Source organism: Paenibacillus sp. GCM10027626, assembly GCF_042676285.1.
Taxonomy (GTDB): domain Bacteria; phylum Bacillota; class Bacilli; order Paenibacillales; family Paenibacillaceae; genus Paenibacillus_Z.
On the sequence record NZ_JBHTHC010000006.1, the window covers coordinates 95,918 to 118,742 of the forward strand.

Annotated in this window: 25 protein-coding genes and 1 tRNA gene; 8 read left to right on the plus strand and 18 right to left on the minus strand. The window is 48.6% G+C overall.

Going from position 1 to position 22,825, the window contains the following annotated elements; genetic code table 11:
• Positions 1-19 precede the first annotated feature (19 nt).
• Positions 20-856, plus strand: a complete 837-nt coding sequence (locus tag ACFQ0N_RS13525; protein ID WP_379326842.1) for a carbohydrate ABC transporter permease — start codon at positions 20-22, stop codon at positions 854-856.
• A 339-nt stretch (positions 857-1,195) separates the two neighbouring features.
• Here the strand turns inward: ACFQ0N_RS13525 and ACFQ0N_RS13530 are convergent, their stop codons facing one another.
• The 3 genes from ACFQ0N_RS13530 to ACFQ0N_RS13540 all read right to left on the minus strand — a co-directional run bounded on the left by ACFQ0N_RS13530 (position 1,196) and on the right by ACFQ0N_RS13540 (position 4,358).
• Positions 1,196-2,035, minus strand: coding sequence for a carbohydrate ABC transporter permease (locus ACFQ0N_RS13530; RefSeq protein ID WP_379326845.1), 840 nt, complete (start codon positions 2,033-2,035; stop codon positions 1,196-1,198).
• Positions 2,036-2,051: 16 nt separating this feature from the next.
• Positions 2,052-2,930: a carbohydrate ABC transporter permease gene (locus ACFQ0N_RS13535; protein WP_379326847.1), complete on the minus strand. Its 879-nt coding sequence runs from the start codon at positions 2,928-2,930 to the stop codon at positions 2,052-2,054.
• An 87-nt stretch (positions 2,931-3,017) separates the two neighbouring features.
• Positions 3,018-4,358 carry an ABC transporter substrate-binding protein gene (locus tag ACFQ0N_RS13540; RefSeq protein WP_379326849.1) on the minus strand — a complete coding sequence of 447 codons (1,341 nt, stop codon included), beginning with the start codon at positions 4,356-4,358 and terminating at the stop codon, positions 3,018-3,020.
• Positions 4,359-4,557: 199 nt separating this feature from the next.
• Here ACFQ0N_RS13540 and ACFQ0N_RS13545 point away from each other — a divergent pair, with 199 nt between their 5' ends.
• Together ACFQ0N_RS13545 and ACFQ0N_RS13550 are read left to right on the plus strand one after the other, a co-directional pair.
• Positions 4,558-6,366, plus strand: coding sequence for a sensor histidine kinase (locus ACFQ0N_RS13545; RefSeq protein WP_379326851.1), 1,809 nt, complete (start codon positions 4,558-4,560; stop codon positions 6,364-6,366).
• Positions 6,363-7,964 carry a response regulator transcription factor gene (locus ACFQ0N_RS13550; RefSeq protein ID WP_379326853.1) on the plus strand — a complete coding sequence of 534 codons (1,602 nt, stop codon included), beginning with the start codon at positions 6,363-6,365 and terminating at the stop codon, positions 7,962-7,964. The genes ACFQ0N_RS13545 and ACFQ0N_RS13550 overlap by 4 nt, the downstream gene beginning before the upstream one ends.
• 256 nt (positions 7,965-8,220) lie before the next feature.
• Here ACFQ0N_RS13550 and ACFQ0N_RS13555 read toward each other — a convergent pair whose 3' ends face one another.
• The 5 genes from ACFQ0N_RS13555 to ACFQ0N_RS13575 are packed head-to-tail and all read right to left on the minus strand — an operon-like array spanning position 8,221 to position 12,740.
• A complete protein-coding gene (locus ACFQ0N_RS13555) occupies positions 8,221-9,774 on the minus strand; it encodes an AAA family ATPase (RefSeq protein ID WP_379326855.1) in 1,554 nt (517 codons plus the stop codon).
• Positions 9,771-10,310 carry a hypothetical protein gene (locus ACFQ0N_RS13560; RefSeq protein ID WP_379326857.1) on the minus strand — a complete coding sequence of 180 codons (540 nt, stop codon included), beginning with the start codon at positions 10,308-10,310 and terminating at the stop codon, positions 9,771-9,773. The genes ACFQ0N_RS13555 and ACFQ0N_RS13560 overlap by 4 nt, the downstream gene beginning before the upstream one ends.
• Entirely contained in the window at positions 10,307-10,498 is a 192-nt protein-coding gene (locus tag ACFQ0N_RS13565; protein WP_379326859.1) for a hypothetical protein, read from the minus strand. The genes ACFQ0N_RS13560 and ACFQ0N_RS13565 overlap by 4 nt, the downstream gene beginning before the upstream one ends.
• Positions 10,499-10,512: 14 nt before the next feature.
• A complete protein-coding gene (locus ACFQ0N_RS13570; protein WP_379326860.1) occupies positions 10,513-12,258 on the minus strand; it encodes a hypothetical protein in 1,746 nt (581 codons plus the stop codon).
• A 5-nt stretch (positions 12,259-12,263) separates the two neighbouring features.
• A complete protein-coding gene (locus ACFQ0N_RS13575; protein ID WP_379326862.1) occupies positions 12,264-12,740 on the minus strand; it encodes a hypothetical protein in 477 nt (158 codons plus the stop codon).
• 172 nt (positions 12,741-12,912) lie between these two features.
• On the opposite strand from ACFQ0N_RS13575, the gene ACFQ0N_RS13580 reads away from it, so the two are divergent.
• The gene (locus ACFQ0N_RS13580) at positions 12,913-13,254 is read left to right on the plus strand and encodes an enolase-like domain-containing protein (RefSeq protein WP_379326864.1); all 342 of its coding nucleotides are present in this window, start codon (positions 12,913-12,915) and stop codon (positions 13,252-13,254) included.
• Between the two features lie 204 nt (positions 13,255-13,458).
• On the opposite strand, the gene ACFQ0N_RS13585 is transcribed toward ACFQ0N_RS13580, so the two are convergent.
• From ACFQ0N_RS13585 to ACFQ0N_RS13605, 5 genes are all read right to left on the minus strand, one after another.
• Positions 13,459-13,920 (minus strand): MFS transporter, encoded by a 462-nt coding sequence (locus ACFQ0N_RS13585; protein WP_379326866.1) that lies wholly within the window; start codon positions 13,918-13,920, stop codon positions 13,459-13,461.
• Positions 13,921-13,954: 34 nt separating this feature from the next.
• The gene (locus tag ACFQ0N_RS13590; protein WP_379326868.1) at positions 13,955-15,241 is read right to left on the minus strand and encodes a glycoside hydrolase family 18 protein; all 1,287 of its coding nucleotides are present in this window, start codon (positions 15,239-15,241) and stop codon (positions 13,955-13,957) included.
• 123 nt (positions 15,242-15,364) lie between these two features.
• Positions 15,365-15,487, minus strand: coding sequence for a carbohydrate-binding protein (locus tag ACFQ0N_RS13595; protein ID WP_379326870.1), 123 nt, complete (start codon positions 15,485-15,487; stop codon positions 15,365-15,367).
• Position 15,488: 1 nt separating this feature from the next.
• Positions 15,489-16,310: a helix-turn-helix transcriptional regulator gene (locus tag ACFQ0N_RS13600; protein ID WP_379326872.1), complete on the minus strand. Its 822-nt coding sequence runs from the start codon at positions 16,308-16,310 to the stop codon at positions 15,489-15,491.
• 546 nt (positions 16,311-16,856) lie between these two features.
• Positions 16,857-16,933, minus strand: a tRNA-Arg gene (locus ACFQ0N_RS13605).
• A gap of 337 nt (positions 16,934-17,270) precedes the next feature.
• Here ACFQ0N_RS13605 and ACFQ0N_RS13610 point away from each other — a divergent pair.
• Entirely contained in the window at positions 17,271-17,456 is a 186-nt protein-coding gene (locus ACFQ0N_RS13610) for a Spo0E family sporulation regulatory protein-aspartic acid phosphatase (protein ID WP_379326874.1), read from the plus strand.
• 118 nt (positions 17,457-17,574) lie between these two features.
• Here ACFQ0N_RS13610 and tadA read toward each other — a convergent pair whose 3' ends face one another.
• Positions 17,575-18,051 (minus strand): tRNA adenosine(34) deaminase TadA, encoded by a 477-nt coding sequence (gene tadA / locus ACFQ0N_RS13615; protein ID WP_379326876.1) that lies wholly within the window; start codon positions 18,049-18,051, stop codon positions 17,575-17,577.
• A gap of 277 nt (positions 18,052-18,328) precedes the next feature.
• On the opposite strand from tadA, the gene rluF reads away from it, so the two are divergent.
• The gene (gene rluF, locus ACFQ0N_RS13620; RefSeq protein WP_379326878.1) at positions 18,329-19,024 is read left to right on the plus strand and encodes a 23S rRNA pseudouridine(2604) synthase RluF; all 696 of its coding nucleotides are present in this window, start codon (positions 18,329-18,331) and stop codon (positions 19,022-19,024) included.
• Between the two features lie 53 nt (positions 19,025-19,077).
• Here rluF and motB read toward each other — a convergent pair whose 3' ends face one another.
• Positions 19,078-19,896, minus strand: coding sequence for a flagellar motor protein MotB (gene motB / locus ACFQ0N_RS13625; protein ID WP_379326880.1), 819 nt, complete (start codon positions 19,894-19,896; stop codon positions 19,078-19,080).
• Positions 19,880-20,680, minus strand: a complete 801-nt coding sequence (gene motA / locus ACFQ0N_RS13630; RefSeq protein WP_379326882.1) for a flagellar motor stator protein MotA — start codon at positions 20,678-20,680, stop codon at positions 19,880-19,882. The genes motB and motA overlap by 17 nt, the downstream gene beginning before the upstream one ends.
• A gap of 293 nt (positions 20,681-20,973) precedes the next feature.
• On the opposite strand from motA, the gene ACFQ0N_RS13635 reads away from it, so the two are divergent.
• Both ACFQ0N_RS13635 and ACFQ0N_RS13640 read left to right on the plus strand, forming a co-directional pair.
• Complete coding sequence (locus tag ACFQ0N_RS13635) at positions 20,974-21,267, plus strand: hypothetical protein (protein ID WP_379326884.1); 294 nt, start codon at positions 20,974-20,976, stop codon at positions 21,265-21,267.
• A 21-nt stretch (positions 21,268-21,288) separates the two neighbouring features.
• Positions 21,289-21,597 (plus strand): 4a-hydroxytetrahydrobiopterin dehydratase, encoded by a 309-nt coding sequence (locus ACFQ0N_RS13640; protein ID WP_379326886.1) that lies wholly within the window; start codon positions 21,289-21,291, stop codon positions 21,595-21,597.
• Between the two features lie 287 nt (positions 21,598-21,884).
• Here the strand turns inward: ACFQ0N_RS13640 and ACFQ0N_RS13645 are convergent, their stop codons facing one another.
• Both ACFQ0N_RS13645 and ACFQ0N_RS13650 read right to left on the minus strand, forming a co-directional pair.
• On the minus strand, positions 21,885-22,088 hold the full coding sequence (locus ACFQ0N_RS13645) for a DUF378 domain-containing protein (RefSeq protein WP_379326888.1): 204 nt from the start codon (positions 22,086-22,088) through the stop codon (positions 21,885-21,887).
• 141 nt (positions 22,089-22,229) lie between these two features.
• On the minus strand, positions 22,230-22,733 hold the full coding sequence (locus ACFQ0N_RS13650) for a GNAT family N-acetyltransferase (protein ID WP_379326890.1): 504 nt from the start codon (positions 22,731-22,733) through the stop codon (positions 22,230-22,232).
• Between the last annotated feature and the right edge of the window lie 92 nt (positions 22,734-22,825).

Here is a 22,825-nt window from a genome sequence, read left to right on the forward strand (position 1 = left end):
AGCTGGGAGGTCAAACGGCATGAGTGAAAAAAGAACGCTGTTGGATGTATTTTGGTGGATTGTTTTGATCGGCTGGGGATTGACCATTGTGTTCCCCCTCTGCTGGGTTTTGTATGAAGCGTTAAAGACGAATATGGAGTTTTTTCAGGACGTATGGAAGCTGCCGGAGACCCTTCATTGGGAGAACTTCAAAAAAGCATGGTACGACTACAATATCGGACAATCGATGTTAAACACCTTCTATTATGTAGCCGTTAGTCTCGTGGCCGGAACTTTGCTCACAACGCTCAATGCCTACTCTCTGACAAGACTGGAGTTTCGCGGCCGAAAGCTGATATGGGGCGTCATTATGCTCTCTTTGTTCCTGCCGGGCGTCAATGCGCTTATCCCGCAATATGTTCTGATGCGCGATATGCATCTGACGAATAAATTGACCGGGATCATCATTCTCGATGTTCTGGGGGAAAGTGTATTTTTCCTGATGCTGCTTGGCGGCTTTATGCAGTCGCTGCCGAAGGAGCTGGAAGAAAGCGCGTTAATCGACGGGGCGTCGTTGTTCCAATCGTTTTTCCGCATTATATTTCCGCTGTCGATGCCAGGTATTGTAACGGTTGCCATTTTCAAGTTTATGGGGTTATACAATAACTTTTTGGGGCCGTTCATTTATTTGAGCGATCAGAAGAAGTATACGATTGGCGTCAATATGTATCAGGCGAATCAGATGATGCAGTATTCCGCTGATTGGGTGACGATGTTCGCTGGCGTATTGATTGCGATGGTTCCATCCGTCATTATCTTTATATTCTTCCAGCGCTGGATTGTCGAAGGGGCAACGCTGGGTGCGGTTAAGGGGTAGATGGGGGCTGTCAAGTCCGCGAACCCGCTGTTTTGCCGCAGAAGTGGGCAACTGTGAGCCATGCGGACGTACGATCCGCTATTTTGTCGATAACCGGCTCATTCGGAGGTTTCGCGGACACACGATCCGTTATTTGCCGATCTTGCTGGGGTTTAGCGGCGATTTGAGGCCAATAACGGATCTACGGTCCGCGAGCAAGCCGTTTTTTCTGTTTTGTTCACAGATAACGGATCCATGGTCCGCGTGCAGCCCGCTTCGCCCGCGCTAACAGATGTCCACAAAGAATCGACAGCCTTCTAGGGTCCGCGAAGCACAAGGAAAATAGCGGCCCCTTTCGTGTTATTTTACACCGCCATCGGCCAAGCCGGAGATGACATAGCGCTGTGCGAGCAAGTATAGAAACACAGCTGGCAGCGATGCGATGACGGATGAGCTCATCAGCAAGCCCCATACATAGGAATCGGACATCTTGAAGCTGGCAATCCCGATGGTCGCCGTCTGTTGACTTGGGCTGGTCGTCATAACAAGAGCATATAAGTATTCATTCCAGGCCATCGTAAATGCGAAGGTAGCCACTACGGCAATGCCGGGCGCGGCAATCGGCACGATGATTTTGTATAAGGTTTGCAGCTTGTTGCAGCCATCGATCATGGCTGATTCTTCCAGCGCTGCCGGGATGGCTTTGAAATAACTGATCAGCATATAGCAGCAATAAGGAACGACCAAGGTGGGATAGACCAGCAGCAGAGCATTCTTGTTGTCAGCGAGCCCCAAGCGGCTAATGCTGACATACATCGGGATGAACAGCACAGCAGCCGGGAGCAAGTAGGAAAGAATGATCGTTCGCACGAAGAACAGACGGCCGCGATAACGCAGGCGTGTCATGCTGTACGAGCCGATAATGCTGACGAACAGCGAAATAATTGTCGTTAAGCCTGCTACATAGACACTGTTTTTCAAATATTGCATAAAGGTTGTTTTCGTAAACAAATCTTTATAATGGACGAATGTCACCTTTTCCGGCAGCAGCTTCGGCTTCACGGAATACATCGACTCATTGGGTGTCAGTGAGGATTTGACCATCCAGTAGAACGGAAACAACGAGCAAATGACGGCGATCACAACGATTGTATAAATGAGTATTTGCTTGCGTAGCATGCCCCATTTTCTTCTGCTCACACCCAATCACCTCATCTCAATCATCATTGTGCAGTTTTTTCGTAGAAAAGATAATCATTATTACGAGCAATGGAATGACAGATCCGGCTACGCTGAGCGCCTTGCCAAGCTCTCTTTGCATGAATGCCACTTCATACGTATAAGTCGAAATAACTGCAGAGGCATGGAGCGGACCGCCGCCTGTGATCAGGAAGATATTCTCAAAGTCATTGAAGGTCCAGATTGCCGACAGCAAGGTGGCTACCTTAATAACCGGCATAATCGATGGCAATGTGATGGCCCAGAATTGTCTGAGCCAGCTGGCGCCATCAATGCGAGCTGCCTCGTACATTTGGTGGTCTATCGTCTGCAAGCCGCCGAGAATGCTAAAGATGAAGAATGGCACGCCCCGCCATATATTTACGATAATGACGGATACCAGCGCGATATTCGTTCCGCTAAGCCAAGGGATAGGCAGATCAATCAAGCCGGTGCTCATCAGCATGGAATTGATAATACCGTAGGTATCGTCGTACATCCATTTCCAGGTGATTGCCGCTACCATCCCTGACAGCGCCCACGGAATAAGCAGCAGCATCCGGACGACCGAGCGTCCAAAAAACTTCTCATTAACGACAAGTGCCAGAATTGTACCGATCAGCAGCTTCAAGCCTACGCCTGCTATCATGTAAATAAAGGTATTCCACAGCACTTTCCAATAATCAGAATTCGATAAAATCTCAATATAGTTATTCAGGCCGATAAATTGCGGGTCTGCCCCTACTACTTTATCTGTAAAGCTCAAATAGAGCGCGTTGAAGAATGGCATGCCAATGATGACAAAAACAAGGAAAATAATCGGAATAATTAAGGTGTAGCCAAGTATGCCGTCTGATCTTAACCGCAATTTGTGCATTGTCTTCACCTGCTTTACATAATGCTAGCGATAAAAAGGATATGTGCACCGCCCATCATGCGAACTGTGCACACTCCGACAGGTCTGCTATTGTTTCCGGTAGACGCGTTTATAGTCTGCTTCCAGCTCATCCAACGCCTGCTGCGGATCCATTTTGTTCACGACAATTTTTTGCACAGCCTTTACTAGCAACTGCTCGCTGACTGTTTTCATGCTCACTTCATTGGACTCGGCAGGGTGGGTAGCCGGCACTGTGGACTCAGCTGATTTCAACCAGCCTTGATTCTCAGGCTTCTTCCAGAATTCCGTCTCCTCCATGCCTTTAACCGCAGGCTGCCAGTGACCGCCCAGCTGCTCGATCAGGGAGTTATAAAATTCCGGCTGGAAAAATTCTTCGATAAACAGCTTTGCTGCAGCGGTGTTTTTTCCATTCTTGAATACAATAAAGACGTTTGCTGAACCGGCGTTGAAGCGGGATACTGGCCCTGCTGGCATAGGCAGAATGACCGTATTTTTCAATAGCTCAGGCTTCTCTGCCGCCATCGCAGCCTGTACACTGCCTGAGTTGAAGATAATACCCGCTGTACCTGCCAAATAAGCAGTATTGTTGCCCATATCGTCCCAAGTTACAGAAGCTGGAGGCGTCAGGTTGAGTTCGTAGAATTTTGCCGCCAATTTAAGCGCTTCCAGCGTTTCCGGCGAGTTGATGGTAATGTTATCATTCTCGTCCACCGGCATTCCGCCGTAGCCGTGTACGACAGACAGCAGCCAGGACATTGCATCACCTCCGCCGGATGCACCAATCGGAAAGCCTACCGCATAGAAGCCGTTTTTCGGATCATTGACTTGCTGTGCCGTATCGAGCACTTCTTGCCATGTATCCGGGTAGTCCAGGCCCTTCTCATCCCATTTGTCTTTACGCAAGTACATGGCGCCGGCCAGGATCGCTTGCGGAATAACGTATTCGCCTTTTTTTGTGTAGGCGACTTTCTTGCCTGTGTCGGTGAAATCCACCTTCTGATAAATATCCGACATATCAACCAATTGATCCATTGCTGCAAATTGCTTGCCAGACGTATCATGCGTCATAACAAGGTCCGGCGGATTTTTGCCTTCAACGGCTGCCATCAGTTTAGCTTCCATATCATTCGGCGACACGATGACATATTCCACTTCAATCCCATGTTCTTTGCCGAATTGCTCGGCGCGTTCCTTCATCATGGCATTGTATTCAGCTACATACTCTGACTTATCCCAGAACACCATTTTTTCTTTCTTGACTGGCTTCTCCGGTTGCTGCGAGCCGCCAGAGGCGTCTTGAGAGCTGCCGCCATCCTGGGATGGCGTGTTGGAACAGCCAATCAAAGCGATGATCATGATCATAGCAAGCATCATGGCAACCGGTGACTTAAAAATGTTTTTCTTCATCCCTTTTCTCCTTTTCTGCCAGATCAATCCCGGCCAGCTGCTGCCGTCAGAAATTGATCTTCTGTCTTGATTTTTCGTTAAAAGGTCTGTACACTTTATAGCACCATTCCAGAAGTTACGTTTAGTTTAACTGAGCGGCTAGCGGAATTGAATGCTCCGTTTCAGGAAAAAGTGTATCCTTTTTTAAGATTTGGAGTGAATGGCGCTGCGAACAACCTTTCTTCGTTTCTTAAAGAAAAGCTTTTTTATTCGCATCCTGATGCTTATGCTGCTTGTATCCGTCCTCCCGCTGATTGGACTGGCATACTTGTCTATGCAGGCCTTCTCGGATACGTTCGAGAAGGAAGTGAACAAGCTAAATTATCAGGTTGTGGCCCAGATGAACGAGCGGATCGATCTGACGATGACCCGTCTGCAGCAGCTCAGCTTTCATTATGCATTACTGGCGCCAATCGAGAACGCGCTGCAGTCCCCTTCACATACTTTCGCCGATTTTGTGCGCAAGAAGGAGTTGATTACAACACTCGAATCCGGCATTGCGGTCATGGGCGATGTACAGTCATTAAGCCTGTATTTGCGCAGCGAGGAGCATATTATTTCAACCTATGAGTCATATATGCAGATTTCCGAGTCGGCATATTATCCGATGCTAAACCATTATATTGCAGCCAGAGAACCCTTCATGTTCTACGATTTGGATCGGCTGGAAGCAGCACCGCAGCTGCTAAAACAATCTTCGTTCTTCTTGCGTAAAATTCCGGTAGGCTCGGAGGATGATTTTGAAGGCGTACTTATTTTTTCTATCAGCAATAAGCAATTCGATAATCTGCTGAAAAACATACATACCGATACTTCAGCAGCTGCCTACGTCCTGACTCCGGGGCTGAATATTGTTGCTACGAATAATACTTGGCCGGATGAGGAGAAGCGGATGCGGCTGGAAAGTACCTTACGGGAATGGCATGAGCAGGGCGAGCCTAAGCAATTCCAACATGATGGTGCATTAATCTCGATTCAGCAGTCTGAGACGTTCCACCGCTGGATTGTACTGTCCGAAATCCCATTAAAGGAAGCGCTTTCGAATACAGCAATGATTAAGCGGACGGTATCAGTGATGCTGCTATGCATGATTACGATCGGGCTTATCATTACGATTTGTGTCGGCTACTATCTGTACAAGCCGTTGCAGTCGGTGAAGCGTCAGCTGCATATGATCAAGCAGGGACGCTGGGATGTGCGCGTGCCGATTCGTGTCAACAATGAGATTGGCGAGCTTGGCGAGATGCTGCACGCCACTGCAGATACGCTGCAATCGCTTGTCCAGGAGCTGAGGAAGACGGAATCGCTCAAGCGGCGCAATGAAATTCGTGCCCTGCAATCACAGATTAACCCCCATTTTATTTACAATAGTCTGAACACGATTACGATGTTTGCCATGCTGAAGGATTACGCGAAAATTAAGGAAATGATGACCCGACTGACATCCTTACTGCGCTACTCCATGGAAAACATGGAGCAGACGGCATCGATTCAGCAGGAGATCGATTATTTGCAGGATTACATTCATATGCTGCAGCTTCGTTATGATTGCCAGCTTAACCTGCAGGTCGTAATTGAGCCGGAATATCGGGAGAAGCTCATTCCGAAACTCTTGCTTCAGCCGCTCATCGAAAATGCGATTTTTCATGGCATTCTTGCCAAGGAGACGAATGCCGGGACAATTACGCTGCATATTCATACTGCAAAAGAGCATCCACAGCTGATGGAGCTGATCGTGGCGGATGATGGCGCCGGTATGAGTGCACAGCGCTTGCAGCAGATGGAAAGCCAGCTGATGAATGCAGGTTCGGATGATAATATTGGCCTGAAAAATGTCTGGGAGCGCATCAAGCTGTTCTATGGTCCGCAATGTGAAATTGCGCTTAGCAGCGAGCCAATGAAAGGCACTATAATTACGATGACCATTCCAAAGGAGAAAGAGTCTGTTCACTCTGAGGAGGACATATGAGCGCCTACAAAGTATTGATTGTCGAGGATGAGAAGCCAGCAAGAGAAATTATTCGGCAGATGGTCATGCAGGAGGAACGATTGTTTGAAGTGGTTGGTGTGGCGCAGAACGGCAGGCAAGGCTTGGAAGTGTATGAGAAGCTGAATCCGCACTTTGTGATTACAGATATTACGATGCCCATCATGGGCGGCATGGAACTGTTGACGGAGATCAATCAAATGGATACACAGCCGCAGACGATTATTCTCAGCTGTCATCAAGACTTTCATTTTGCCCAGCAGGCTATTCGATTAGGCGCAGCAAGCTATCTGCTCAAGGATGATTGTCTGGCCGATGAGCAGTTGCTGATTCGCACGATGAAGGAGCTATTGCCTTCGGTTGAGAACAAGCAGCATATGAACGACAAGCAAGCCTTGCTTGAGACAGCGCTTCGCACGAACCAGATCGATTTGGATCGCAGCTGCTTTCTCGATATTTTGCGCGGCAAGGAGGATAGCTGGCAGCAGCTTCTCACTGCCGATCCCGATTTAGCGACTGCTACTTACAGTCTGATCTATGCCGAGCTGGATCGCAGCTCGATCCGTTTTCCGATTGAGGAGACCGAGGAGCTGAAAATTTGGCAGTTCGCAGGTGTTAACGTCCTGCAGGAGCTGTTAGGCGTATATGGCTGGACTAAGACGATTGCACTGGATCGCGGCCGATTCATCAGCTTCTGCCGCTGCATCGACCTGCCGGAGAAGATGCCGGCTGTGCTGGTGAAAGCTTTCCAGACCTACTTGAAGATGAATGTGTATGTGCATCTATGCGCCCCTCTATCTATCGGTTCAAGTACGGAGTGGACTTATCTGAAGGCTCTTTGTAAAGAAAATCATCTATTCTTCTATGAACCGCTGCAAAGGGTTGCTTATCCAGGAGCCGCTGTCGAGCCGCGCTATCGCGATATTCCGGCAGAGGAAGTCTCTTATTGGAGCCAAGTGATCCAGGATGTTTTCATGCAAATGCAGTTCTCCTCAGAGCAGCCGGCACAGTGGCAGCGGTTTCTGACGGCTGCTCAGGCAGAGCGCTGGGAACCGGAGCAGATCAAGCAATTATACCGAAAAGCTTGTCAGCAATCGCTCAAATGGATCGACAATGTCCCGACGGATACACCCGTCAATTGGGAGCTTGATGAGGTGTTGCAGAAGGTGGCAAGCGTTCAGACGCTCCATCAAGTGCAGCCTACAATTGAGCAGGCTATGCGCGGGCTTCGCGATGCGCTGCAACGCAGCAATCCGGTCAGTGCTGCAATGGCGCAGCTGCTGAACCGCCTTGAGAATGAATTGCCTGAGCATGTTTCACTGGAGGGGCTGGCCAGGGAAATGGATTACAGTCCTCCACATTTCAGCTTTTTATTCAAGAAGATGACCGGACTTCCGTTAACCCAATACATTCGCAATCTGCGCATGAACAAAGCGAAGCTGCTGCTGCTTCATACCAACTTGAAGACCTTCGAAATTGCGGAGCGGATCGGTATTGAGAACTATCGGCACTTCAATAAGCTGTTCAAGCAGCAGTTCGGGATGAGCCCCACGGAATACCGCCGAACGATGGAGCAGTAAGAGGTTCCAGCGGCCGAAAAGATAAAAAAGACGTCTCCTCATTCACAGTCTGAATAAGGAGCGTCTTTCCGTTTGCTGGACGGCGGCTTGGGACATTGAGGTGCAATTGTTGCACGGAATGCTATGGCCAATTTCCCCCAGGTTGCCCTAAATCGATCATCCGATCTGCAATCGGCGCCGTACCTGGTCCAGGGACACAAGTCGACGCCGTACCGTCCACCGGTTCATTTCGAATTTCAGCAATTTGTAAAAGCTTCTATACAATCACTTTACGTCCTATCGTTCGCGCTGCCCCGCTGCCAGCGTTTTCCTCGACATGCCGCCCTGCCGGAACTGCTCTTTCTTTGCCCCATGCACGGATGGCGTCAATCTGTTCTGGACTGGTTTGCGATAACGGCACGATGTTGGTGAAATAATTAATGAAGGTTTGATCGGTAATCGTCTCATCACCTTTGACAAATGCCTGTTTGACGACATCTCTGACCGCGGCTTCCAGATCAGCGCCCGCAAAGCCTGCCGATAAACGCACCAGTTCAGTCATTAATTCGGAAGAGATACTGCGCTTCAATCCTTTTTGCACATAAATACGGATAATTTCTTCTCTCTCGGCAGCTGTCGGCAAATCTACGAAGAACAATTCATCGAATCTGCCCCTGCGCAATAGTTCTGGCGGCAGTTTCGACACATCATTGGCTGTCGCCACTACGAAGACTCTGGCCATGCTTTCTTGCAGCCAGTACAAAAATTGACCCACCAATCTTGTAGAGGTGCCGCCATCGCCGCCCCCTAAAGCACCTGCCAGTCCTTTTTCAATTTCATCGATCCACAACACGCAAGGGGCTACATGATCGGCTGTCGATAACGCTTCTTTCAATCTGCTTTCGCTCTGCCCCAGATACTGGCCGTGAATCGTGGATAAATCAAGACGATACAGCGGGAGCCTCCATAGCGAGGCAATTGCTTTGGCGGATAACGATTTTCCACAGCCAGGTACGCCAACCAACAACACTCCTCTGGGAGGACGAATTCCCCGTTCACGTAAATCGGCCGTAAGCAATTTTTCGTTTGCTTCCAGCCATAGCTTTAATCCTTCAAGGCCGCCTACTTGATAATCCTCGCGAACCGGAACGCGTTCTATGCCGTTTATATCCGCAAAAATCCGATCTTTAGCATGCATTAGCTCTTTTAGATCGTCGTTCATTATGGAGCCGTTGGCAAGCAGAGTGGCAATGACATTTTCGGCTTCAATTTGGCTAATGCCCGCCAGTATTGCTGCAGCCTGTTTCTCTTCTGCTTCTCCCCATTGAATATGCATTTCACTGCGATACGGATCGATCTGGTCCTTAATTATGTGCAGCATTTCATCTTCATTCGGCGGGGACAGAACGATCGACATGCCTAGACGCTGCAAGGGTCCCCAGATCGGATTGTTGGTAATAACAATAAGACTGCCGCCTGTTTCTGTCGCAAGCATAACGGCATCCTGCAGTTGTCTTGTCATCAGGTTATCGTCTTCGATATCCTGCACTTCAGTGAAAATAAACGTTTGATTCTGCTGCTGTCCGATCTTCTGCGTCGCGAAATCCAGTCCGCCCATAACGGAACGGTCTTCATTGACTAAGCGATTGCTTGTCAGATCCCGCATTCCTTGCGACAAAGTGTGGTATCCCATTGAGAGCCCCAGCTTGTTCGCCAGCTGCCCGAGAACTGCTAACGCTCTTCCGCGTTCTGATGTGCGGACTGAAATAAAAGGGATCCTTGCTTTCAGGTATTGCTCCATTGTTTTTTTGTAGTTGTTTAAATCATTCATCGAAACAGCACCCTTCTTCTATTCGTCGTTTTGCCATTGCCATAGTTGACAGGGTTGTTTGGCGAGGGCGAAGGCGCCTCGGCTTGTCTATAGTCCAATAAAGAGTTGCTCTTTACGAGATAAGCCAGTCTTCCGCTCCGGTCATGCCGGGTGCTCGCAACGAGCGCATTCTGCGAATCGTTAACGAATTGGTTCAGCACTTCAAGCAAGATGTCCTTTACTTCGTCGGGAAACGCCTTAATTTGACAAAAGCGATGAACGAAGGAGAACCGCTTTCGCGTATTTATGAGCGCTTTAATCAGTGCAGCTTCTTCTCCTTCTAACCGCTTTAATTCCGTCAGCAGCAATTCTGACGTCGATTGCAACCTGTTCTCAATGACTTTCAGGGATAAAGATCCTATTTTTTCTCCTACGCCGGCCGTCCATTCAATGCTTCCTTGTTCAAGCATACACAAAATTTCTTCATCATTGTCGGAGATTTTTCTCAAACTTGTGAGAAGTGCCGACCATTCCGCATAGGTTACAGGGGGCTTCATAAGATTCGGCTGCTCCTTCTTTTGATTAATGTTGCGGGAGGCTTCAGGTCCCATTCCGGGAATTGTTCGGCCAATGCTTTATTAACTGTCGCTAAATGAATTTCTTCCAGCTTCTTTTCCAATTTGGTTTCTGTCTCAGCCGCGCGATCCATAACGCCTGTAACAACCGATTTGGCTCTGTTCAACATTGCACGTTTCCCCCCTAGGTAGAATGAATGACCGCTCGCGCCGTATCAAAACTAGTAAATGTATATTGTTCGGGAGTAATTGTCTCTAAAAATGCATCAATCTTATCTGCGCACGCGTCTTCTTCTTCGTACTCTCTGCGGTAATCTACAATGTCTGCGATAACGGCACGAACAATGTCCTTGCAGCTGGCGAGCAGCTTGTCATAATCTTCCGCAATTTTGCTCTTATTCGCTTTTATCTTCAAATATTTAACAAGGAAAATTAGATAGAATATAATTGCAAACGCGAATAGGAATGGAACTTGGATGCCGAAGAATGTGAAGAAAGCGCCGGCCGCTAATGTTAACCAGTTTCGAAAACGCAGCTTATTTTCGCGCAAGGCTTTCGCTTTGCGTTCATTCATATGGGTGGACAAATCTTCGATCAGTTCCAATTCGTTGGAACCATTTCTTGTCATCCCGCTCCAAGTGTCTACTTCAATCTCGATTAATTGCGGAACCTGGTTGCGGTTCTTCAGCGTGAGGTCCCCGTGAGCGTGGCTAATCCATTCTTTCGATAAGGCCAAAGACAGCTTTTGAGTAGCCACAGACGCATTCGATACTTCGGGATACATCGAGAAATTGGTTAGCAATTGCGTAAATGATACACGATCTTCAAACAGTTTCTCATTGTTAAACTTGGCTTCGGCGGCTGCCTTATCCCCATCTTCATTGACAATTAAATTGTATAATCTTTCATCTCTGCGCAGCGGCATTTCTTCATCATCATAGTTGCTGACCAGATTATCCAGCAATTCATCTACGGCGAATGCAATATTTTTGGAAGGGGTAATTTCCCGGGCGAAAATTTCTGTAAAGTAATCATAAATAATGGTATGCAGCTTTGCTCCTTCCAACGACTTCTTTAGTTGCGTCCATGTCGGACTATATTGCCGCAAGTAATGATAGTTTTCGCCATCAAGCGGCTTCAGCTTGGATTGCAGCGCTTTTTTCCATTGCTCTCTCTGCTCTTCTACAAAACCTACCTGTTGCGAGAGCTCCGCAATCCAGTTTTCGATCATCTTGCCGCATTTTGTTCTGGCATCGGGTCCGAATATGCCGTTCGTGAAGCCATCGATCAGTATGACAATTTCTCTTTGCAATTGCTGCGGATCTTGATAGCCCAAGTAACGTTCCAGCCATTCGCGGCTGGCTTTATATCGCGCGGCTCTGCGCGAAACCAATGCGAAAAAAAGCGACGTTTTCTCGTCGTCCCTCCGCAGTGCCTCCATCACTGCCCGCTCGGCAAGCTCCTTGTTGTCGTTAATCCACGCCGACAGGGCGATTAGGCACGGTGCCAGCCAGTAACGGGGGGCTGCAAGCAATTGTTCCTCGGACGCATTTTCGATCGTTTCTTTTTTGACGAGTTGCACATCTACTGCTTGCAGGATGCCTACTGCCCGTCTACGCACCTCTTCATAATGCCCATATTTGTCTTCGAGCTCTTGTCTGACCTTCACAAGCCGGGTTTCTGCCAACTGCAGTTGTTTGGCACGCGCGTCTTGCTGCACAAATTCGTTGAACGCCTCTCTTAATAACTCGAGACTACTTTCCGCCGCTTCAACTCGTTGGTTGACGTGTTCTACCTGCTCGGACACAACCGCCAGGTTATGAGCAACCGTCTGGATCGATTCCTCGATTCTAGGCAGAGCGTTTTCAATCCTCGGGAGAGAGCTTTGAATCCGATCCAGATTCGCTTGCGAAATAATGCGATCGGTCACGATAATCACCCCTTAATCATAGATACGTTGCCGGAATGGGTTACAGCACAAATGGAATCGGAAAATACTTCGATGTAGGCATAACCGGGATGCAATGCCAGCGCCCTGCCTTTCTCCAGTTCGGAAGGAAGGGCGTGTCCCGCTTTATAGTGCTCAATAATTGCCAAGGCTGCATTTAAAGTGTGGACTTCATAAGGGCTGCCCAAATAACATTTGGAAATAATTCCGTTGGGAAACTGATGCGGTTTCAGTTCCGGAAATTCGTTTGCAATCATTTGTAGAAGCTCCTGAACCTTATCCGTACGGCAGACGACCCCTCCGGCATCCAGTTGTGTAACTGCTTCGGTATAGGCGTCGGAACGTTTTTTTCGCAATCTTTTTTCCAATTCAAGTCCTTTCAATTCGATGGTAGCCTGGTGTTGGACGGATGTGTTTAGTCTTGTTTCCGTCTCTTTTTTAACTCCTAAGATAGGACGTCTCATAGGTTCCCCTCGCTTCTTGCTTACTATAAGTCTCGCAGTAAATATTTTCTATATAAGTATACGATTCCTGTCGAATATTGTAAATGAAACAATGTGTCAAAAAACTAATCCGACGATTGTGCAATTAATAGACCGGATGCCAAATATTTCATGATATCAAGGTCAAGCAATTGTGGGAAAAGATGAGGTTCAGTCCGATGCACTGGATCGACGGAGCAGGAATCGCGCATATGGCGCTGGCGGCAGTCGATATGCCTTGTGGGATATTATGGCGAAGGCAGCGGCCAAACCGCTCTGGCAGTATCTTGACGGTCATAAAGCGGAGAAGATTAAAGCCTACAACACGAATGGAGGTTGGCTGAACTGGAGCAAGGAGCGGTTGATTGCCGATATGACCAGCATTCTTGAGGAGGGTTTTACCGCATCGTCACATCAGCAAATCGAACCATCTACCGGGTGGTGCCCCGTCCTGCCAGCAGCGACAAAGAGTGCTAAATGGATTTTATCCAGCTAATTTGCTTCTATAGGCGAGGAAACGAAAAACTAAATGGAAAGATTCCATCTATTTTATCTAAAAAGGGCGATATCGCCAAGAATCATCCATTTTAACTGTAGTTTTTCCAGCTAGTTTGGTCCGCATTTCGCGGTAATTTACCTGCAAAAAATCCAGTTAGACGCCCATGCCGCTCCTGCGGCACCATCGGTTTGGATGATCGCCCTACAGCGATTCGGCTTTTCCGTGAACGCCGCGTTCACGCTTGCTGTCTGCCGCACGCACGGCCTGCCACAGCAGCAAAAATCCGAGCGCTCCCGCCGCGGTGGCGGCCAGACGGATCCGATACAGCACCGCCGCGCCGAGCTCTTCGAACATCCAGCCGCCAAGCACCCCTGCGGCAATGCCGGAAATACCGCCCCACGTCAGCCCGTATACAACCTGCCCGCTGGAGCGGTATTCGCTGGGTACGAGATGCGAGGTCAGCTGAGTGCCGATATAGTAGTATCCGCCGAAGGTGATAGAGTGCAGCAATTGTACAAATACAACCTGGTACGCCGAGGAGGCCAGAGACATGAGCAGCCAGCGGAAGGAGAACAGCAGGCAAATGATGATGAGCCAGCCGAGCATCGTCTCCGACCGTTTTTTCAAATATTTGTCCAGCAGCAGAAAGACAGGCACTTCCAATATGGCTTTCTTCGTCTTACAATTCTGCTTCCGATCAGCGCTTCACAATATCAAAGTTTTCTTCAAGCAGCAGCCAGTTTTGCGGGAAGCTTAGCCCAAGCTTCCAATAGCTGATTCCGCGGAGCTGCAGCTCCCGCAGCAGATCGAATTTCGCCTGGATCGAGCGGGCATCCTCGAACCAGACGATATGCTCCTTCGCCTCCTTGTCCCAGTAACGGAACATTGGCGCTTGGGCGGCATAATCGTATTCGATGCGGGCATTGTGCTGTCTGGCAGTGGCAATCGCCTCCTGCGGGCTGAGCGCCTTGGCGTAGGCGCCTCCCGGAACGTAGGGGAGCGTCCAGTCATAGCCGTACATATTTTGTCCCATCATAATTTTATCTACCGGAATTTCGGTGAGTGCGTACTCCAGCACTTCGCGTACGGGACCGATTGGCGAGACAGGCATCGGCGGTCCGCCGCTATACCCCCATTCATAGGTCATAATAATGACAAAATCGGCAATTTCCCCATGCGTCCTGTAGTCGTGGGCGGTGTACCATGCTCCATGCTGGGAAGCGCTCGTTTTCGGTGCAAGGGCGGTCGACAGCAGATAGCCCTCCTGATGAATGCGGGCAGCAGCTTTGCGCAGAAAGCTATTATATGCGTCTCTGTCCTCGGGGCGAAGATGCTCGAGATCGAAGTGTATATCCCGGAAGCGCTCGCCTCTGGCGGTTTCAATAATGTTGTCGAGCAATTTGTTCTGGAACTGCTCGTCATTAAGAATGAGGGCACCCAAGTCAGCACTAAACTGGCCATGTTCCAGATTCGTTACCACCATCATCAGCACAACGCGATCCTGCCTGGCAATGTCCGGAAGATCGCCAAGCGGCGGAGCTGTAAGCGTGGCATCCCGATTAATCCGGTAGCTGAAAGGGGCGAGGTAGGTGAGATGCGGAGCCGCCTCCTGCGCCGAACGGGAAAGGGCTGCGCTCACTTCCGTACCGTGCGGTTCAATATAGGCATTGACCTCGGCGGGCCTTTTGGGGCGTGGCGGAATGTAAAGCTGCTGTCCGGTACGCAGCACGTCATTCATGTTCAAACCGTTGACTTGAGCGAGCGTGTCCGCGCGGATGCCGTATTTTGCGGCAATCGATGTTAAAGTATCGCCAGGTGCTACCCAGTAATACTGTCCTATAATCGGAACGACAAGCGCTTGCCCGATGACAAGTGTATTCGCGGGATTGATTTGATTGGCCTCTGCAATTTCCTGATAGGTCACATGATACGTCCGTGCAATACTGTACAAGGTTTGTCCCTGCTGCACCACATGAATTTGCATCTGTTATACCTCCTTGCCGGATCACTAACGCTATTTCTAACGTATTCGGCAAGGAGGAGGCGCATGAGTGAAACATAGGACAAAAAACCGCCAACCTCGGCCATTAAAAGCCGAGATTGACGGTTAGTTCAACGGATATTGACTGTCTCCGAGCAGCTGCCATACATCCCATTGGCCGCTTTTCAGATCAGGACGTTCGTTTTGCGTCCACCATTTGGCTTGATACTTTTTCCCGTTATAGGTCACTTCAGGGCGAATACAGCTGCCTGTAAGCCGATGGCGTAAACCCGGTATGCTCGCGAAAGAGGCGCGAGAAATAGAACTGCGTCATACCGACTTGCTCGGCAATATCAGACACGGTCAGCTCTGTGGCGCTTAGCAATTGCTTGGCGCGCTCGATCCGCAGCCCATTCAAATACTGCACCGGAGTACGGCCGGTAAACTGTTTGAACATTTGAATGAAGTAATTGGGATGATAATGAACAAGACCGGCCAGTTCCTCGATCGTCAAATGCTCATTCAACCGCTGCTCCATACAGCGGGTAACAGTATACATTTTATCCACAATTGTGGAAGAACGGTTGAACCTAATATCCCCAGCCTGCTCTATAAAACAGGCGACCATCTCCATCATGACGGCATTGAGCCGAAATACGGCTGAAAGCGAAGTGCTTTGCGCGGCTTCAATCAGTGCGCGGAAAAGCGAGACCCATTGTTCCCATAGTATGGCATCCTCTATTGTGAGCAGATACGGAGTCTCCATAATATCAAACAGCTGCAGCTCGCCAATTGTCGCCGTAAAGTGGCACCAATACTTGGTGTAGGTTTGCTCATTAATGGCAGAATAGCTTTGCCGCACGCCCGCCGGCATTAAGACAAGCTGCCCTTTGACAGGGCGCAGCTCGATATCCTTGATCCGGATCAGTCCCTCCCCATCCTCAATCAGGTAGAAACGGTTAAAATCCGGCGTAAAATCAAAGTCTCTCCACGACTGAGCAACCTTGGTATAGGCGGCGGTTCGAACGTGAAGGCGCGTGGCATTCATGAGCTCTTTCCACAATTCATTCATTGCAGCCTGCCCTCCCCTGTTTGCATTGCAAAAAAAGCAGTTTCATTCATGATAGCAAGCATGAGGACATTTGTGAATGCGTATAGTTTTGCTTATTGCGGTCACTCGAGACTCAAACTGCAATCGTTGAGCGCCTTTTACGTTCGAGGACGGTGGAGAGGCAGGTTTGAACAGTCTGCTGGACCGTAGATCCCTATCTGTGAACAGCAAGACTGATCGCAGAAGTTTAACCTGGTTAAAAAACACAATTATAACATAAAATCAAAATCGGAGTCTGTCGATTTTTGTCGGTTAACAAAGAAAATTCAATCCCTTGAATTGTTATTTACAATAGCAGCCAATTACATAATAATTATGGTAAAGAAAAGCAAAGAGAATCTGACTCAAGATGTAAAATGAGCATACCAAATGATAAGGATCATCTGCAGGCATTAGGGAGAATATATAAAGGGGCCTGACGGGTAGACAAAAGAATGTTCATATTACATGGGGAAGTCGGAGGACAGCAGTGAAGGGCCATTCGTGCGGATAAACAGCAGTGGAATGTGGCGCGCCCGATACGATTCGAACGTACGACCTGCAGTTTAGGAAACTGTTGCTCTATCCTGCTGAGCTACGGGCGCGCGATAAGGTTAATAATAGCATGAACACCAGGAGAGACGCAAGCATCTCCATACTTCCAGCAGAGCATTTGTTACCTCCCCAACACCGAAGAAATTCATTCACCGGTTTCGCACAAGCAAAGACACCCTCAAAAACTTACATCTCAATTAGCGGCAGTTCATAGAGTATGAATGATGGTGACATTATGATGATGTCAGCACGCGTAGAGGCATATAGTGTTCCAAATGAGAGAATTTTTACAAAAAATTTAAAGTAAAGGGGTATAATAGAATCGTTACTGCTGAATGTAACCTTCTTGTAAACCTTCGATGGGATAGGAGCGAATCTCGGAGCGTCATGAAAGACAAGAATCAATTACTCGACGAACTGCATGCGCTTCGCCTAAAGCTACTAGAGACCGCGGAAGCGCGGGGCAGTCTGACCGACCCTGACGTACTTGCCATTAGTGAGGAGGCTGACCAGCTAATCGTATCCCTGCAGCAGCTGCAGAAAGAGGAGCTTACACGGATACGCACCAGATGATCAGCTGTAATTCCATGTTATGCTGCAATATCAAGCATATAGATTGCAATGATTTTTCTATCTGTACGTGCTTGCTTCGATCTAATTATCGATTTTTTAAAAATGATTATCTATATGTTTATTTTGCTGTGCGCTTTCTCAGCTTGCGAAAAAAATTCGTCAGCAGAGCGGCGCATTCTTCTTTTAATACACCGCTAAGCACAACTGTCTCGTGGTTGAACCGGGGCTCCTGCAGCAGATTCATTAATGTGCCTGCACAGCCGGCTTTTGGATCCACTGTTCCGTATACGACCTTAGGAATCCGGCTCTGTACCAGGGCGCCGGCACACATTGGGCAAGGCTCAAGGGTGACATATAATGTGCAGTCTAGAAGCCGCCATGCTTCCAGCTGCTTGCTTGCTTCACGAATGGCGATTATTTCGGCATGAGCCGTAGAATCAAGCAAGGTTTCCCGCAAATTATGGCCTCTGCCAATAATTTGTCCTTGATGAACGATTACGGCGCCGATCGGAACTTCCCCAATAGCCTCCGCTTTTCTGGCTTCAGCGATAGCTTCCCGCATCCATTGTTCATCTTCTTCGCGTATATATTGCATGTCTGTGCTTCCTTTCTATTTTTCGGGGTTCAACCTTTCCACATATTCAGCGAACGTTCATTCGTTTGTTAACATGCTGTGAATAAAGTTGTGGATAACTCGTTATTTATGCACAGAGTTATGCACATATTATTAGAACTATCAACAGCGGCATGTTGAAAAGCTCTCTCAATAAGGTGACAGGGTGACCGTTTCTTCTCATGCCTTAATATGATATCATTTTTGGGTGGAAGATGGGACAGTTATACACATCTGGGCAACAGGGAGAAGATCAAAGTTGAGAATAAATAAATTTATAAGCGAGACAGGCTTTTGTTCCCGCCGCGAAGCTGACAAGCTGGTGGAGAGCGGGCAGGTCACTATTAATGGACAGGTCGCTGAGCTCGGCAGCCAAGCCGAAATTGGCGACGATGTCCGCATTAACGGGACGCCAATCGGCGAGCATAAGCAGCATGTCTATATTGCATTAAATAAACCGGTTGGAATTACTTGCACGACGGAATTGGATGTAAAAGGAAACATCGTGGACTATGTGGGCCACAAGGAGCGGATATTCCCGATTGGCCGTTTGGATAAGGACTCGGAAGGATTGATTCTGCTTACCAATGACGGCGACATCGTCAATCGGATTTTGCGGTCGGAAGGCCGCCATGAAAAAGAGTATATCGTAACGGTAGATCGTCCTGTGACGCCCCGTTTTCTGAAAGGAATGAGCGAAGGGGTGCGCGTACTCGGCAGTCTGACTTTGCCTTGCGTTGTGAAGCAAGAGGAAGAGCGGGTTTTTCGCATTATTTTGACGGAAGGCCGCAACCGGCAAATCCGCCGAATGTGCGCCGCATTCGGATATCATGTCCGCAAGCTGCGCCGTGTGCGGATTTTGAATATTGAGCTGGGGACGCTGCGTTATGGCAAGTGGCGAGATTTAACCCAGGCGGAATTAAAGCAATTGTTTGCCATTTTGGAACACCATTAATGCACATAAAGCCCTCCCCATTTTTTAAGCTGGCAGAGGGCTTCTGTACCCTGTTATTTCTCAGGCGTGACCTGGATCGAAGCGGAATTGTCCGGATCGGCATATTTGCGAATGAGCGCTACTTCTACGCGGCGGTTTTTGGCACGGCCAAGCGTAGTGTCATTCGTATCGACCGGCCGGTATTCGCCGTAACCGATGGCACTGAACAGATGCGGATCAAGCACTGAATTGGAGAGCAAGATATCCATAAAGCGAATCGCCCGCGATGAACTCAAGTCCCAATTGGATTTGAACTCGACGTTGGAGATCGGCTGATCATCCGTATGTCCAGATACAATAACCTCGAATCCAGGGTAATTGGCCAGCATATTAGCGATGGCCAGCGCCAAATTGCGCGATTCATCTTTTACTGTGGCACTGCCTGAGGCAAACAGTGCGTTGTCGCTAATCGTAATCATTAATTGCGACTGATTGAGCTTTGTATCAAGCTGGTTGGTCAGACCGTTCTGTTTGATATATTGATCGAGCTGTTTTTTCAGCTTCTCCAGATCTTCCTGCTCTTTTTTCATGAGGGCCGCGCGTTCCTGCTCCTTCTTCTTGGCCTCATCGGAGGGACGGCGTTTAGTTTTGTCTGCATTATCCATTTGTTTGTTGTCATTGATGACACTCGAATTGTCCAAAACACCCATGCCAGTATTGAAGGCGATATTAAACGCTTTGCTCATATCTTGAAACTTTTGGCTATCTACTGAGCTCATTGCATACAGCACGATAAATAGCGCCAGCAATAATGTCATCAGGTCGGCATAAGGAATGAGCCAGGACTCGTCCATATGCTCATCGTGATGTTCCTTCTTAAATTTTTTGCTCATCGCCCTCCGCTCCCTTCTCGCTCATTTGCAGACGTTCCGTTGGCGTCAGGAAGACAGATAATTTTTGTTGGATCGCAATCGTAGAAACGCCTGACTGGATGGAGAGCAATCCTTCTACCATCATAAGACGAAGATCGATTTCCCGTTTGGACAATCGCTTTAATTTGTTGGCAATCGGATGCCAGAGTACGTATCCTGTGAAGATACCGAGCAGTGTTGCTACGAACGCGGCGGCAATCGCCATCGCAAGCTTGTTCATGTCGCTCATCTCGGCAAGGGCGGCAATCAGGCCGACAACAGCCCCCAATACGCCAAGTGTCGGGGCATAGGTGCCGGCTTGCGTGAAAATGAGCGCGCCAGCGCGATGCCGTTCTTCTGTGGCATGAATATCCTCAAGCAACACATCGCGGACAAGATCCTGATCGTTGCCATCGATGATCATGCGCATCCCGTTGCGCAAAAAAGCGTCCTCAATCTCGTCTACCCGCGTCTCAAGCGCAAGCAGTCCTTCGCGGCGAGTGATCGTTGCCCATTCCATAAACATGCGAATCAAATCCTGGCGCAGCATAAGCTTTTGCGGTACGAAGGTCATTTTGATCAATTTCGGGAATTTGGCAAGCTCGGATAATGGAAAGCCGATAAAGAGAGAGGCCGCTGTCCCGACCAAAATAATCATAAAGGCCGCCGGATTGTACAGATTGCTGATCGGAGCCCCTTTTAATACCATACCGACCGTTACTGCAGTGATTCCTAATACAATGCCGATTAAAGTAGACTTTTCCATGACACACCTCGTCCAGAGAATTATTGTAAGTAACCCGATCGATAGACAGTTGGCAAGCTGTCTGGGCGGGCAAACAGAAGCTTGGCGACGATAAAACTGATGTGTCTATTTGACGAAATGTACAGTTTTTCGACAATGCCATACTATATACTTTTATCGACAAAATCGCGCTGTAGATTAGAGCAAAATGGATGTTTTATGCGATTAGCGTTAAAATACCTGCTTATTCGTGTAGAATATAGGGAAGAGTTAGATATTGAAGCAGAAAAAAACGGAAAAGGTGGCCGGGTTGTATGGGTGTAAGGCACGCTAGAGAGTATAAAGAAATATTGGAAGAGCTGACCGAGGCAATCGGGTCAATCGATGATGGGTATATGTTTTTTGAGATGGAAGTAAGCGATTGGGAGGCGCTGGATGCAGCAGAGCGCAAAGATGTGATGGAAGCACTGGCCGATGATGTGTTCTATGGGCTGGGCGAGGATCCGGTTATTAAAGTGGGAGGCGGCATGGTAGCCTATCGTCCCAAACATCATTGTATTGAAGTATCGGTCGATGGCAAGGAAAGCAGGATCATTCGGCTCGTTTAAGTGAACAAGGAGGAGAAGCGGATGGGGAAGCTGGAAAAATTAACGACAGCGGCAGCGGATGAGGTGATTGCCGGCCTTGAGCATTGGCAGCGCGAGGATGAAAAGTGGATGCGCGGCAGCTATCGCTTTGCCTCATTTCCAGCGGCGATCGAGTTTGTAAGGCAAGCGGCTGATATTGCGGAGGAGCTTAATCATCATCCGTTCATCGGCATCGATTACAAAAAGGTCACATTACGCCTGACGACCTGGAATTCGGGCGGCTTGACTGCGCTCGACATGCAATCCGCCAGCAGGTACAATGCGTTGTACGAGCAGTTTCGACAAGACTAGGCAGCACGAAGAAAACCGTCCTTTCTGAGGCCAATAATGGCATCATAAGGGCGGTTTTCATTTGTGCCGGACCCAGGGGCCGCTATTTGTGAACAAAGGGGTCAAGACTGGCTCCTCGCGGACCGTGGTTCCGCTAATTGCATCAAATCGCCACGGAAATCAGGCAAAAAACGCAAATAACGAATCGTGTGTCCGTGAAGCTTCCCAGCTGCCCGTCTTTCGACAAATTAACGGATCGTAGGTCCGCGCAGTCTTAAGCTGAAAGCTTCCCTTTGTCTGGCTATGCGCTACTTTTCCTCCGATACTTTGGTGAAGAATGAGAGTGCGTACAGAGCGGATAAGCCAAATATGATATAGATAATTTTGGCGCCTACAGTGTCTGAACCGCTGAAAATCTCCGATACAAAATCCCATTCAAAAATGCCGACCAAGAGCCAACTCAACCCACCGATGATGAGAATGATCAAGGCAATGATATTTACTGCCTTCATTGCATGCTCGCCTCCCCTTAGCTGGTTTCCTTACGCACATGGCAACTTGCTTCCCAAACGCAGAAAAGCGGCTGCTCATGTTCTACATTAAAGGATTATGTGAGGAGAAAAACGAGTAGTACAAAAAAATGTAAAAAAATATCAAAGGTTGTCCAATGTATAGACCATACAATGCACCTGTTCCGTGCCATGGCCAACAGGACGTTCGTAGGTGTCCGTGATCCTAAAGCCGGCTTTCTCATAGGCGCGGATGGCGCGATAGTTCCATGTATGCACTTCAAGGTCGATTTCATCCTTTGGCGCTCTGCGCCTCGCCTCTTGTACAATTGCCTGCAGGAAGGGGAGTCCGTTTTTCTGTCCGCACAGATCAGGCCGCATGCCAAGACCAAGCCGGGTGACACCGAGCAGCGGGAAAAATTGGGCAAAGCCGACGAACGCGCCTTCGGCGTCCAGTACGGCAGCATACTGATGTGCACGAATGGCCGGATCGCCGAACTCCCGGCCATTTTTTTGCATCTGCGGCCAGTCCGTCCAATTGTAGAAGTTATAGGGCGGTTCGTACTGCCAGCTGCACAGCTGTTCGGCCAGATGCTCGTCCAGCGGCACGATGGTATAGCTTTTGCTGTGGCGGGGTGCTATTGGCATGGGGGTTCCTCCTGGTATATTATCGACTAGTTAACATTGATTAAAAGAACAATAAGCTAACCATTATCCACTAACGGTTAGCCTTCTTTATA

What these genes read in the sequence shown, in the direction of transcription:
- ACFQ0N_RS13560 (WP_379326857.1), bottom strand. Translation starts at nt 10,310, where the DNA reads ATGAAGCCCCCTGTAACCTATGCGGAATGGTCGGCACTTCTCACAAGT.
- ACFQ0N_RS13565 (WP_379326859.1), bottom strand. Translation starts at nt 10,498, where the DNA reads ATGTTGAACAGAGCCAAATCGGTTGTTACAGGCGTTATGGATCGCGCG.
- ACFQ0N_RS13635 (WP_379326884.1), top strand. Translation starts at nt 20,974, where the DNA reads ATGGGTGTAAGGCACGCTAGAGAGTATAAAGAAATATTGGAAGAGCTG.
- ACFQ0N_RS13640 (WP_379326886.1), top strand. Translation starts at nt 21,289, where the DNA reads ATGGGGAAGCTGGAAAAATTAACGACAGCGGCAGCGGATGAGGTGATT.
- ACFQ0N_RS13545 (WP_379326851.1), top strand. Translation starts at nt 4,558, where the DNA reads ATGGCGCTGCGAACAACCTTTCTTCGTTTCTTAAAGAAAAGCTTTTTT.
- ACFQ0N_RS13535 (WP_379326847.1), bottom strand. Translation starts at nt 2,930, where the DNA reads ATGCACAAATTGCGGTTAAGATCAGACGGCATACTTGGCTACACCTTA.
- ACFQ0N_RS13600 (WP_379326872.1), bottom strand. Translation starts at nt 16,310, where the DNA reads ATGAATGAATTGTGGAAAGAGCTCATGAATGCCACGCGCCTTCACGTT.
- ACFQ0N_RS13555 (WP_379326855.1), bottom strand. Translation starts at nt 9,774, where the DNA reads ATGAATGATTTAAACAACTACAAAAAAACAATGGAGCAATACCTGAAA.
- motA (WP_379326882.1), bottom strand. Translation starts at nt 20,680, where the DNA reads ATGGAAAAGTCTACTTTAATCGGCATTGTATTAGGAATCACTGCAGTA.
- ACFQ0N_RS13540 (WP_379326849.1), bottom strand. Translation starts at nt 4,358, where the DNA reads ATGAAGAAAAACATTTTTAAGTCACCGGTTGCCATGATGCTTGCTATG.
- ACFQ0N_RS13575 (WP_379326862.1), bottom strand. Translation starts at nt 12,740, where the DNA reads ATGAGACGTCCTATCTTAGGAGTTAAAAAAGAGACGGAAACAAGACTA.
- ACFQ0N_RS13645 (WP_379326888.1), bottom strand. Translation starts at nt 22,088, where the DNA reads ATGAAGGCAGTAAATATCATTGCCTTGATCATTCTCATCATCGGTGGG.
- motB (WP_379326880.1), bottom strand. Translation starts at nt 19,896, where the DNA reads ATGAGCAAAAAATTTAAGAAGGAACATCACGATGAGCATATGGACGAG.
- ACFQ0N_RS13590 (WP_379326868.1), bottom strand. Translation starts at nt 15,241, where the DNA reads ATGCAAATTCATGTGGTGCAGCAGGGACAAACCTTGTACAGTATTGCA.
- ACFQ0N_RS13610 (WP_379326874.1), top strand. Translation starts at nt 17,271, where the DNA reads ATGAAAGACAAGAATCAATTACTCGACGAACTGCATGCGCTTCGCCTA.
- ACFQ0N_RS13525 (WP_379326842.1), top strand. Translation starts at nt 20, where the DNA reads ATGAGTGAAAAAAGAACGCTGTTGGATGTATTTTGGTGGATTGTTTTG.
- ACFQ0N_RS13650 (WP_379326890.1), bottom strand. Translation starts at nt 22,733, where the DNA reads ATGCCAATAGCACCCCGCCACAGCAAAAGCTATACCATCGTGCCGCTG.
- ACFQ0N_RS13550 (WP_379326853.1), top strand. Translation starts at nt 6,363, where the DNA reads ATGAGCGCCTACAAAGTATTGATTGTCGAGGATGAGAAGCCAGCAAGA.
- tadA (WP_379326876.1), bottom strand. Translation starts at nt 18,051, where the DNA reads ATGCAATATATACGCGAAGAAGATGAACAATGGATGCGGGAAGCTATC.